12 protein-coding genes are annotated in these 11,078 nt (G+C 32.7%); 9 read left to right on the plus strand and 3 right to left on the minus strand.

Annotated elements, in window-relative coordinates:
• Nucleotides 1–144: 144 nt before the first annotated feature.
• From FEM21_RS01175 to FEM21_RS01190, 4 genes are read left to right on the plus strand one after another with little or no spacing between them, the layout of a single operon-like run.
• Nucleotides 145–738: a HupE/UreJ family protein gene (locus FEM21_RS01175; protein ID WP_035657127.1), complete on the plus strand. Its 594-nt coding sequence runs from the start codon at nt 145–147 to the stop codon at nt 736–738.
• 2 nt (nt 739–740) lie between these two features.
• Entirely contained in the window at nt 741–1,172 is a 432-nt protein-coding gene (locus tag FEM21_RS01180; protein WP_035656835.1) for a deoxycytidylate deaminase, read from the plus strand.
• Between the two features lies 1 nt (nt 1,173).
• Nucleotides 1,174–2,748, plus strand: a complete 1,575-nt coding sequence (locus FEM21_RS01185; protein WP_035656837.1) for a S41 family peptidase — start codon at nt 1,174–1,176, stop codon at nt 2,746–2,748.
• 2 nt (nt 2,749–2,750) lie between these two features.
• A complete protein-coding gene (locus tag FEM21_RS01190) occupies nt 2,751–3,062 on the plus strand; it encodes a hypothetical protein (RefSeq protein WP_035656839.1) in 312 nt (103 codons plus the stop codon).
• A gap of 93 nt (nt 3,063–3,155) precedes the next feature.
• Here FEM21_RS01190 and FEM21_RS01195 read toward each other — a convergent pair whose 3' ends face one another.
• Nucleotides 3,156–3,761 (minus strand): FAD-dependent oxidoreductase, encoded by a 606-nt coding sequence (locus FEM21_RS01195; protein WP_035656842.1) that lies wholly within the window; start codon nt 3,759–3,761, stop codon nt 3,156–3,158.
• 5 nt (nt 3,762–3,766) lie between these two features.
• Complete coding sequence (locus FEM21_RS01200) at nt 3,767–3,970, minus strand: hypothetical protein (protein ID WP_035656843.1); 204 nt, start codon at nt 3,968–3,970, stop codon at nt 3,767–3,769.
• A gap of 351 nt (nt 3,971–4,321) precedes the next feature.
• Between FEM21_RS01200 and FEM21_RS01205 the strand changes: the two genes are divergently transcribed.
• The 5 genes from FEM21_RS01205 to FEM21_RS01225 all read left to right on the plus strand — a co-directional run bounded on the left by FEM21_RS01205 (nt 4,322) and on the right by FEM21_RS01225 (nt 10,084).
• Nucleotides 4,322–4,900 (plus strand): DUF3109 family protein, encoded by a 579-nt coding sequence (locus FEM21_RS01205; RefSeq protein WP_035656845.1) that lies wholly within the window; start codon nt 4,322–4,324, stop codon nt 4,898–4,900.
• Between the two features lie 251 nt (nt 4,901–5,151).
• Nucleotides 5,152–6,141 (plus strand): ribonucleotide-diphosphate reductase subunit beta, encoded by a 990-nt coding sequence (locus tag FEM21_RS01210; RefSeq protein WP_035656846.1) that lies wholly within the window; start codon nt 5,152–5,154, stop codon nt 6,139–6,141.
• A 133-nt stretch (nt 6,142–6,274) separates the two neighbouring features.
• A complete protein-coding gene (locus tag FEM21_RS01215; protein ID WP_035656848.1) occupies nt 6,275–8,674 on the plus strand; it encodes a ribonucleoside-diphosphate reductase subunit alpha in 2,400 nt (799 codons plus the stop codon).
• Between the two features lie 168 nt (nt 8,675–8,842).
• The gene (locus FEM21_RS01220; RefSeq protein ID WP_035656850.1) at nt 8,843–9,337 is read left to right on the plus strand and encodes an RDD family protein; all 495 of its coding nucleotides are present in this window, start codon (nt 8,843–8,845) and stop codon (nt 9,335–9,337) included.
• A gap of 285 nt (nt 9,338–9,622) precedes the next feature.
• Nucleotides 9,623–10,084: an Lrp/AsnC family transcriptional regulator gene (locus FEM21_RS01225; RefSeq protein WP_035656851.1), complete on the plus strand. Its 462-nt coding sequence runs from the start codon at nt 9,623–9,625 to the stop codon at nt 10,082–10,084.
• 53 nt (nt 10,085–10,137) lie between these two features.
• Here the strand turns inward: FEM21_RS01225 and FEM21_RS01230 are convergent, their stop codons facing one another.
• Nucleotides 10,138–10,950, minus strand: coding sequence for a S1/P1 nuclease (locus FEM21_RS01230; RefSeq protein ID WP_035656853.1), 813 nt, complete (start codon nt 10,948–10,950; stop codon nt 10,138–10,140).
• Between the last annotated feature and the right edge of the window lie 128 nt (nt 10,951–11,078).

Consider the following 11,078-nt stretch of genomic DNA (forward strand, 5'->3'; position numbering starts at 1 on the left):
TATAAATAATACAAATGCTCATTTTGTCTTAGTATAAAGCTTTGTGATGCTGATAATTTGTTCCAATGATTTATGGAATTGAATGGAGAGGTTTCAAAATTAATCGTAAGTTTACACTACTGTATTAAACAAATTAGTATAATGATGTCCCAATTTTTAACCTACTTTCAATTAGGATTAAAACATATTTTAAATATCTATTCCTACGATCATATTTTGTTTTTAATTGCATTGGCAATTCCGCTTACTTTTAAAGACTGGAAACGAATTTTACTTTTAGTAACCACATTTACCGTCGGTCATACTGTTGCTTTATTGTTAACTATTTACGGAATTATTGCTGTAAAAGTAGCTGTGGTTGAATTGTTAATTCCGTTTACAATTTTGATAGTTGCTTTATTTCATCTGTTTACCGCAGGAAAATCGGCTAAGAAAGAAAGTATCAATTTAGTTTTCTTTATTACACTTTTCTTTGGAATTATTCATGGACTTGGATTTTTAAAATATTTTAAATCGATACATCGTGGAAACGCAATGTCTGAATTATTAGCGGTATTAGAACTTGCTTTGGGAATCGAAGCGGGACAATTGGTTGTAGTTCTGGTAGCTTTGATTTTATCTTATATTGTTCAAACGGTTTTTAGATTTTCTAAAAGAGATTGGACTTTGGTTATGTCAGCATTTATTATTGGAGTAGTTTTGCCTATTATTATGGGGAATAAAATTTGGTTAAGATAATTATGGAACAAAGAAAATTAAATAAATACGATAAAGCTTATCTCCGTATTGCTAAAGAATGGGGACTTTTGTCATACTGTAAAAGAAAACAAGTAGGGGCAATTATTGTAAAAGACCGAATGATTATTTCTGACGGTTATAATGGTACACCATCAGGTTTTGATAATTGCTGCGAAGATGAGGAAGGTTTAACAAGATGGGATGTTTTACACGCCGAAGCCAATGCAATTCTTAAAGTAGCACGGTCAACGCAATCTTGTGAAGGCGCTACGTTGTATATTACGCTTTCGCCTTGCAAAGAATGTAGTAAGTTGATTCATCAATCAGGAATTAAAAGAGTGGTGTATCAAAACGGATATCGTGATGATTCAGGAATTGAATTTCTAAAAAAAGCAGGTGTAATTGTGGATCATATTCCGGAATTAGAAGAATAAAGTGAAAATAAATTATAAATACATACCGATATATATTAGTATCGTTCTGGCAATAGGAATATTCATTGGTGGATCGTTGAGTTTTTCAAGTCAGGATGAGCTTTTGACTAATAATTATTCTAAAGAAAAACTCAATCAGTTAATTGATTTTATAGACAGTGAATATGTTGATGAACTCGATACAGATTCTATTGTCAATAATACGGTTGATAATATTCTGGCGCAATTAGATCCGCATTCGGTTTATATTCCGCCGAGTGAACAGGTTGAAGTTACCGAAAATATGAAAGGCGATTTCGTAGGCATTGGTGTGCGTTTTTATATTTTTAAAGATACGGTTGCGATCATTCAGTCTATAGAAAATGGTCCTTCGGCAAAAGCAGGAATTAAAGCCGGAGACCGAATTTTGTATGCTGATGGAACAAAATTATTCGGACGAAAATTACCAACGGATTCTTTGTTTAATAAGCTAAAAGGAAAAGAAGGTTCGGAAGTAGAACTTACTATTTATCGAAAACCAGAAAAAGAAAAAATAAAATTCAAAATAAAACGTGGTGTTGTTCCGCTTAAAAGTGTTGATGTAGGATTGATGCTGAATTCGTCTACAGCTTATATTAAAATCAACCGATTTGCCGAAACTACTTATCGCGAATTTAAATCTAATTTGACTCGTTTGAAAAAACAAGGAGCAACATCTTTAGTGATTGATCTTCGTGATAATGGCGGCGGCTATATGGAAGAAGCCATTGCTATTGCTGACGAATTATTGGCAAACAAACAATTGATCGTTTTTACAAAAAATAAAAAAGGAAGAATTGAAAAAACCTATGCTACAAAAAAAGGTGATTTTGAAACGGGTAGATTGTTTGTTTTGATTAACGAAAATTCGGCTTCAGCAAGTGAAATTCTGGCAGGAGCGATTCAGGATAATGACAGAGGGACTATTGTAGGACGCCGTTCTTTTGGTAAAGGTTTAGTGCAACGCGAAATGGATTTTGAAGATGGTTCGGCGGTTCGTTTGACCGTAGCTCGTTATTATACACCAACAGGGAGATCGATTCAAAAACCTTATGTTAAAGGAACAGAACAATACTTTCAAGAATCGGAATTGCGTTTTAAAAATGGCGAATTGTATGATAAAGACAGCATAAAAATAGCGGACACTTTAAAGTTTAAAACTCCCAAGGGCAGAATTGTTTATGGCGGAGGCGGAATTGTTCCTGACGTTTTTGTGCCAATTGAATTTGAAAGGTCGAATGAAGCAGTTGCTTATCTAATGGAATCTGGAATTGTAGGTAATTTCGTTTTCGAACAATTGGATAAACATCGAAATATTTTTAAAAATCTTTCGTTTAAAGAGTTTCTAACTAAGATGAATGCAACGGATGTGTATTTTAATCTTTTCGAAAAGTTGCTTTCTAAACATGTTAAGGAAATTCAATTAAGAAAGAGCAAACAAGTAGTTAAACGTTATCTTAATGCTGAATTTGCTAAACAATTATATGGTGAAAAGGCTTATTATGATATTGTTTTAAAAGAGGATGTGATGCTTAATAAAATTTTAAATAAAAAATAAGTATGAAAAAGTTATTTCGTTTTGGTTGTATAATTGGTTTGTTGGCTTTTTGTTTTTCATGTGCTACAATGAAAAATAAAAATGAGGTTCAGGGGAATGTTGAATCAGTTGAATTTGGAAAAGACGGTTATACTGCAACAGTGAAAACGGCTAAAAACGATATTTATTTGGCGACAATAAGTATTATTAATCTTGGCGGACCGCAAAATTATAAAGTTTTTAGAACAGGAGATCAGGTTTCTTTAAAAGGAGAAATTTGGAAAACCGATACTGAAAAACATATAAAAGTAACCGAAATTCTATCGGCTAAATAATAATAAAAGTTTAATCCATTAAGGAATTAAGAAAATTTAGCCAGAATGCTTAATAAACTTAATTCCTTAATGGTTTTATATTTCTTATTTTGTTTATCGGGTACTGTCGTGAGCGTGAGTTTGCGTGCCATTATTCCATAAAGTAAGAATATCAGTAGCAACGGCAGCGCCACTTCCGGCAGCAATAGCAAGTTGGCTTCTCCATCCAGCTAAGGTTCCAATAACATAAATGCCTTCAGCAACTTTATGATCGTTATTTTGTAATTGTATTCTTTGTTTTTCAGGAAGTGCTTTTTGATGCGGAATTACATATTGCATTAATCCTTCGATTGCAAAAGTATTGGCTGATCCAATTCCTACTACAACAGCTTTAGTTTTATAGCTGTTTTTATTGGTAGTAATAACAAAATTAGGTGCTTCTCCTTCAATACGAAGCACTTTTTCGTTTTCAATTTGTGTAATGTGAGGATAAACTTCGTTTAAGTGTTCAATGCTTTCGCTAAGTAATTCAGAACCTAGTTTTCCCGGAGCTATTCCGTAAGCATTGTTGAATAATGCGTCTTGAAGTGATGAAGATTTTTGGTGCGAAAAAATTCCGATTTTTTTATCGCTTACAAAGCTTTTGTTTTTGGCTGAGCCAAGAACTAAGGCGCATGACATTCCGGAAACTCCGCCACCAATAATGAGTACGTCAAACATCTGGTTTATTGTTTATCGTTCATTTTGTCTTCTATCTTTTTAGATATTCTAAAAATTACTAGAATTAGGATAGCACAACAAGAAGCAGCGATACCAATAAAAGCTACTGCATTGTCTCCTCCAAAAAGATTATTGAAATCTAATTGAGTAATGTTGAAGATGACAAGTGCTGCTGCTATAAACACTAATGTGTTGGTGAAAATTTTCATGATATTTATTTTGACTTGTAGTTTTATAAAGGAATCTATATTAAATGTAAAAAATTCAGATAGTTGCTACAGACTAAATTAGGGTGTAAAATTATAAAAAATATATTTAGAGCAATAGCCCTTTAACATAAGGCGCTTATAATTTAACAGCCTGAAAGGGAATTGTTAAAGTATGTTTTTGATTTTTAACTATTTGAGGTCTAAATGGCGGTTTTTTGTTGTAAGATATAGTCTGTTTTTTCTCAAAAAAAGCGGCTATTTTTAATTAAAGTAGGTATAAAAGAAGCTCTGCTTGAAAGATGAGGTTTCGTTTGATTATCTTTGCAGTTATAAATTATACTAGCATAACCCATGTTTCAATTAGGAAAAACCATCGTTTCAGAAGATATTTTAGAAAAAGAATTTGTTTGTAATTTATCAGCTTGTCATGGTGCTTGTTGCGTTGATGGCGATGCCGGAGCGCCATTGAATGAAGAGGAAACTAAAATTCTGGAAGAAATATATCCTAAGGTAAAACCTTTTTTACGCAAAGAAGGAATTGAGGCTATCGAAGCTCAGGGAACCTGGGTGAAAGGTACTGATGGTGATCTTGAAACAACCTTGATTGATAATAAGGATTGTGCTTATGTGATTTTTGATGGTAAAACCGCGCTTTGTGGTATTGAGCAGGCCTATAATCAAGGAATTGTAGACTGGAAAAAACCGGTTTCTTGTCATTTGTATCCTATTCGTGTAAAAGATTTCACTGAGTTTGCAGCGGTCAATTATGATAAGTGGGATATTTGTGATGATGCCTGTTCTTTAGGTAAGGAATTAGAGGTTCCGGTGTATAAATTTGTCAAAGAAGCCTTGGTTAGAAGGTTTGGAGAAGACTGGTATGCTGAGCTCGAAATTGTAGCTCGGGAATGGAAAAAAGTGAAGTCAAAATAAACTGTTTTTTTCTTGTTTCGCATTGTTTTAATTCTATATTCTAAGGGGTTTTTACAACGTTTTCGAATTTTTAATTGTTTGATATATAGTTAGTTGTTTTAGTTTTATTGTGGCGCTGTGTTTTTGGTCTTTGTTAAAAACTACAAGCTATTGTGAATAAGTTTGGCTTTTAATTTCGGCAATATTTCACAATCTTTGTAAAGCTTCAAAAAGCAAAAATCTTCCTTAAATCTCATAAAAATAAAATAACAATGTCGCAAGTAGAACCTATTTTACAAGAGAATAAAAATCGTTTCGTAATATTTCCTATAAAACACCATGATATCTGGGAATGGTATAAAAAGATGGAGGCTAGTTTCTGGACAGCTGAAGAAATCGATTTGTCTCAGGATTTACATGATTGGAACAATAAATTAAATTCAGATGAGAAATATTTCATCAAACATATTTTGGCATTTTTTGCTGCTTCTGATGGAATTGTAAACGAAAATTTAGCTGAAAACTTTGTAAACGAAGTGCAATATGCTGAAGCTAAATTTTTCTATGGTTTCCAAATCATGATGGAAAATATTCATAGTGAAACTTATTCGCTTTTAATTGATACTTATGTAAAAGACGAAAAAGAAAAAGACGAATTATTTAATGCTTTAGATGTTTTTCCAGCTATTAGAAAAAAAGCAGACTGGGCTTTAAGATGGATCGAATCTGATTCTTTTGCTGAAAGACTAATTGCTTTTGCAGCCGTAGAAGGAATTTTCTTTTCAGGCGCATTCTGTTCTATTTACTGGTTGAAAAAACGTGGTTTAATGCCAGGATTGACTTTTTCTAACGAATTGATTTCTCGTGACGAAGGAGTTCACTGTGATTTTGCGGTGCATTTGCATAATCACCACTTAATTAATAAGGTACCAAAAGACAGAATCAAAGAAATTATTGTTGATGCTTTAAATATCGAAAGAGAATTTATTACTGAATCACTTCCTGTAAGTTTGATTGGTATGAATGCCGGTTTGATGACACAATATTTAGAATTTGTTACCGATAGATTATTAGTAGAATTAGGATGCGAAAGAGTGTATAACACTGCAAATCCATTTGATTTTATGGATATGATTTCGCTTCAGGGAAAAACTAATTTCTTTGAGAAAAAAGTTTCCGAATATCAAAAAGCAGGAGTTTTAAACAGTGGAAAAGCGAATGATTCTGACGCTCAGGAAATTTCATTCGATGCTGATTTTTAATATTCGATGCTAAAATAATACTCGTTTTCGAGCAAAATAATAAAGCTTTACCGCTTTACGCCCACGGGCAAAACAAAGATTACAAATAACCAAAAACAGTGAAGGGATTTTCTGTTTTAAAAAACAAAAACTTATGTACGTAGTAAAAAGAGATGGCCATAAAGAGCCGGTAATGTTCGACAAAATCACAGAAAGAATTAAAAAACTTTGCTATGGTTTAAATGATTTAGTAGATGCCGTAAAAGTGGCAATGCGAGTGATTGAAGGATTATACGATGGAGTTTCTACGTCTGAGTTAGATAATTTAGCTGCTGAAACTGCGGCTTCGATGACAATTGCGCATCCGGATTATGCTCAGTTAGCAGCGAGAATTGCAATTTCAAATTTGCATTCGAATACAAAAAAATCATTTTCGGAAACTATGACCGAAATGTATCATTATGTGAATCCAAGAAACGGACAGGATGCACCATTAATCTCGGATGAAGTATTTAAAGTAATTCAGGAAAATGCTGCTTTTTTAGATTCTCACATTATTTATACAAGAGATTTTAATTATGATTATTTTGGTTTCAAAACATTAGAGCGTTCTTATTTGTTAAGAATAAACGGGAAAATTGTTGAAAGACCACAACATATGTTAATGCGTGTTGCTGTAGGGATTCATTTAGATGACTTACAGGCAGTTTTAGAAACTTATGATTTAATGTCTAAAAAGTTCTTTACGCATGCTACTCCTACGTTATTCAACGCAGGAACCCCAAAACCTCAAATGTCTTCTTGTTTCCTTTTAGCAATGCAGGATGATAGTATTGATGGTATTTACGATACTTTGAAACAAACGGCTAAAATCTCGCAATCAGCGGGAGGAATTGGGCTTTCTATTCATAATGTTAGAGCTACAGGTTCTTACATTCGTGGAACAAACGGAACTTCAAACGGAATTGTTCCAATGTTGAGAGTATTTAACGATACGGCTCGTTATGTAGATCAGGGTGGTGGAAAACGTAAAGGTAGTTTTGCGATTTACATCGAAACATGGCATGCTGATATTTTCGAATTCTTAGACTTGAAAAAGAATACCGGAAAAGAAGAAATGCGTGCGAGAGATTTATTCTTCGCAATGTGGACTTCTGATTTGTTTATGAAACGTGTACAGGAAGATGGTGCCTGGACTTTAATGTGTCCTAACGAATGTCCTGGATTGTATGATGTGTACGGAGACGAATTTGAAGCAATGTACACAGATTATGAAGCAAAAGGAAAAGGTAGAAAAACCATCCGTGCACGTGAATTATGGGAGAAAATCCTGGAATCTCAAATAGAGACTGGAACTCCATATATGTTGTACAAAGATTCAGTTAACCGTAAATCAAACCAAAAGAATTTAGGAGTTATTCGTTCGTCTAACTTGTGTACTGAGATTATGGAGTACACTTCTAAGGATGAAATTGCGGTTTGTAACCTTGCTTCGCTTTCATTACCAATGTTTGTAGAGAATGGTAAATTTGATCATGAAGCGTTGTTTAATGTTACAAAACGTGTTACCAGAAACCTGAACAAAGTAATTGATAGAAATTACTACCCGGTTCAGGAAGCTGAAAATTCTAACTTACGTCACCGTCCGGTTGGTTTAGGAGTACAAGGGTTAGCAGATGCTTTCATCATGTTGCGTATGCCGTTTACAAGTGAAGAAGCTAAAAAACTGAATCAGGAAATTTTTGAAACATTATATTTTGCTGCCGTGACTGCTTCTATGGAAATGGCCAAAGAAGAAGGACCATATTCAACTTACGAAGGTTCTCCAATTTCTAAAGGAGAATTCCAGCATAACTTATGGGGACTAAACGACGATGATTTATCAGGTCGTTGGGATTGGGCTTCATTAAGAAAAGAAGTATTGGAGCATGGAGTTCGTAACTCTTTATTAGTTGCACCAATGCCTACGGCTTCTACTTCTCAGATTTTAGGAAATAATGAGGCATTCGAACCATATACTTCAAATATTTATACGCGTCGTGTATTATCAGGAGAGTTTATCGTAGTGAACAAGCATTTATTACATGATTTAGTAGAGCGCGGATTATGGAACGAAAGTTTGAAACAGGAAATCATGCGTCATAACGGATCGGTTCAAAATATCGATGTGATTCCGCAGGATTTGAAAGAATTGTATAAAACGGTTTGGGAAATGTCAATGAAAGATATTATTGATATGTCTCGTCAAAGAGGATATTTTATTGACCAGTCACAATCATTGAACTTGTTTATGCAGGATGCTAATTATGCTAAATTAACTTCGATGCACTTCTACGCTTGGCAATCAGGATTGAAAACAGGAATGTATTATTTAAGAACAAAATCGGCAGTAGATGCGATTAAGTTCACATTGAATAATGACAAGAAATCAGAAACTCCTGCTGCAGCTAATGAAGAAATAAAAACAGAAGCAATAGATATTGAAGATTACAAAAAGATGATTTTACAGGCACAGGCTGGTGGTCCAGAGGATTGCGAAATGTGTGGAGCGTAATTTTATTTAAGATTTTAGATATTTTAAAAAGCAGTTATCATTACGATAGCTGCTTTTTTTATGAATTTCAATTAAATGAGTTTTGGGAAGTGGGAATTTAGTAAGATGAATTTATTAATGATTCCTTACATTTGAGATAGTTGATTTTTAATGCTAAAAACTATCGTTATGAAAAATGAAGAATTTATAATAACAGAGGATTTGCAGGCAACACAGTCTCAGCGTTTTTTTAACCTTAGTATCGATGTAATTTTTATTTATATTTTGGTTCTCAGTTTAGGTACAACTATTATTTTGATTGCTTTAGCGGTAGATAATTTTGCTTTATCTAATTATGTAGCTAATTTAACTGCTGTTGAAATTGGCTTTTACAGCTTAATAGTTGCTTTTTTATATTACTACATTACCGAAGTATATTTTTCTCGTACTATAGCTAAATTATTAACGCATACTGTTGTTGTTAATGCAAATGGATTGAAGCCGTCTAAAAAAAGCATTTTTATCCGAACATGTTGTCGTTTTATTCCTTTTGAAGCATTTACTTTTTTATATGGTCCAAAAGGCTGGCATGATGCTTTTTCGAGAACTTATGTAGTTAAAAGGCGGGAGTTAATTAAAAAAAGAAAAGAGCAAAATTCGTTTGAAACAGTTGCTCCATTGTAAAAAAAGCCCTGATTGAGATTAATCAATTCAGGGCTTTCTCGTAAAAAACTATTAAGCAAGAATTGTTTTCTCTTACAGTAGTTCTCTATTGTTTCTAATTTCTTAGATAACTCAGATTATTTGTTTTAATAATGTGTTCTGGTTTTTATTGCTTTGTAAATTTAGTTACTTGGTTTTTAATTCTTAAATAGTTCGGATTGTTAAGTAAAATGAATTTTAATTTGATATTTTTGAAGATGTTTTTTCTGGTAAGTTGTAGAAAAGTAATTTTTGAAAGTAAAAAGTATGGAAAATTTAGATAAGACCGATTTAGAAATATTAAAACAGCTTCAGGCCAATTCGAATATTACTACAAAAGAGATAGCTGCAAAGTTATTTTTAACTGTAACTCCTGTTTATGAACGAATTAAAAGATTAGAGCGGGAAGGATATATTACAAAATATGTAGCCTTATTAGATAAGAAAAAACTAAATCTTGGAATGACTGTTTTTTGTAATATCAGATTAAAAGAGCACGCCAGAAATATAGGAAGTAATTTTGTCAAAGATATTGTGGCGCTTCCTGAGATTATAGAATGTTATAATATTGCGGGAGATTATGATTTTATGCTTAAAATTCTGGTTGCCGATATGACAAGTTATCAGGATTTTGTAATGAATAAATTATCAACCATTGAAAATATCGGGAATACCCAAAGTATTTTTGTGATGGGCGAAATTAAACACAGTACAGAACTAAGTTTTTAAAAGAATAATTCCAGTTACTTTTTGGTTTAAAAAACAACTGGAATTATTTAAAATTATACGTTTGCTAAAAAAGCATCAATCCATTTAGATTTTGATTTAAAAACTTCGTTAAGTACGAGTGCTAATCGCACGCCGCCTTTTTGTAGTTGTTTTTGAACAGTTGGGAAATTTTCATAGCTGTATTTATAACCTAACTTTTCATCTGCCTGAACGCCATCGTAAATAGATAAAGCTAATTGTCTTGATTCGTATATCCAGTCTAGTAAATTTCCTTTTTCGATTTCTTCAATTTGAGTTTTTGATAAAGAGCTGTTGTTTTCTGAAAGTTCAGTGTAACTCATTTGATAATCATCAATCATATCTGAATCCCAAACGCGGTGCAAATTAGAATTTTGCCCAAACCATTTTACACTAATGGTATTTCCTCCTTTATCTGCAGTGTTGCCAACATGCAAAGGCATGTGTAAATCGCCCATAAAGTGAATTAGCATTTTTAATGCAAATGCTTTTTCTTCTTTAGTTGTAGTTTTTGATCGAATGTTTAGTATACAGGTTTTAATTCCCTGCAAAATATCGCCTTCAGGATTTATTGGGTCTTCTTTATATTTTTTATTTCCAACAAAGTTTACATAATGCCAGGTTCCGTATTTGTCATATTGTTTGTCACTTTTAATATCATCTGCGTAGACAGAAACAGTTGCAATAGTGGTGTTGTCTAATAAAGTGTTTATTTTTTTTAATGTTTTATTAGATACATAATTAGAGGCAATTTCGCCCACAGTTCTATGTCCTGTTTTTCCCCAATTTGGACTGGAATAAACGGTAAAATTTAAGCTGATAATTGCTAAAAGGAGTAATTTTTTCATGCTCTTTTTTTGAATTTTAAAAATGAACAACTAAGAAAAGGAAAATTAAAAAGCAATGAATTAAGCCATTGTATTTAAAAGGTTATGTTTTTTAGCTTTTAAAAGCTTTTTGTTAACCTGGTTAATTT

Origin of the sequence: Flavobacterium seoulense, assembly GCF_000695795.1 — a bacterium.
In the GTDB taxonomy this organism is placed as follows: Bacteria; Bacteroidota; Bacteroidia; order Flavobacteriales; family Flavobacteriaceae; genus Flavobacterium; species Flavobacterium seoulense.

Coding starts and splice junctions, on each gene's coding strand:
- FEM21_RS01175 (WP_035657127.1), top strand. CDS start 145: ATGTCCCAATTTTTAACCTACTTTCAATTAGGATTAAAACATATTTTA.
- FEM21_RS01180 (WP_035656835.1), top strand. CDS start 741: ATGGAACAAAGAAAATTAAATAAATACGATAAAGCTTATCTCCGTATT.
- FEM21_RS01190 (WP_035656839.1), top strand. CDS start 2,751: ATGAAAAAGTTATTTCGTTTTGGTTGTATAATTGGTTTGTTGGCTTTT.
- FEM21_RS01195 (WP_035656842.1), bottom strand. CDS start 3,761: ATGTTTGACGTACTCATTATTGGTGGCGGAGTTTCCGGAATGTCATGC.
- FEM21_RS01200 (WP_035656843.1), bottom strand. CDS start 3,970: ATGAAAATTTTCACCAACACATTAGTGTTTATAGCAGCAGCACTTGTC.
- FEM21_RS01205 (WP_035656845.1), top strand. CDS start 4,322: ATGTTTCAATTAGGAAAAACCATCGTTTCAGAAGATATTTTAGAAAAA.
- FEM21_RS01210 (WP_035656846.1), top strand. CDS start 5,152: ATGTCGCAAGTAGAACCTATTTTACAAGAGAATAAAAATCGTTTCGTA.
- FEM21_RS01215 (WP_035656848.1), top strand. CDS start 6,275: ATGTACGTAGTAAAAAGAGATGGCCATAAAGAGCCGGTAATGTTCGAC.
- FEM21_RS01220 (WP_035656850.1), top strand. CDS start 8,843: ATGAAAAATGAAGAATTTATAATAACAGAGGATTTGCAGGCAACACAG.
- FEM21_RS01225 (WP_035656851.1), top strand. CDS start 9,623: ATGGAAAATTTAGATAAGACCGATTTAGAAATATTAAAACAGCTTCAG.
- FEM21_RS01230 (WP_035656853.1), bottom strand. CDS start 10,950: ATGAAAAAATTACTCCTTTTAGCAATTATCAGCTTAAATTTTACCGTT.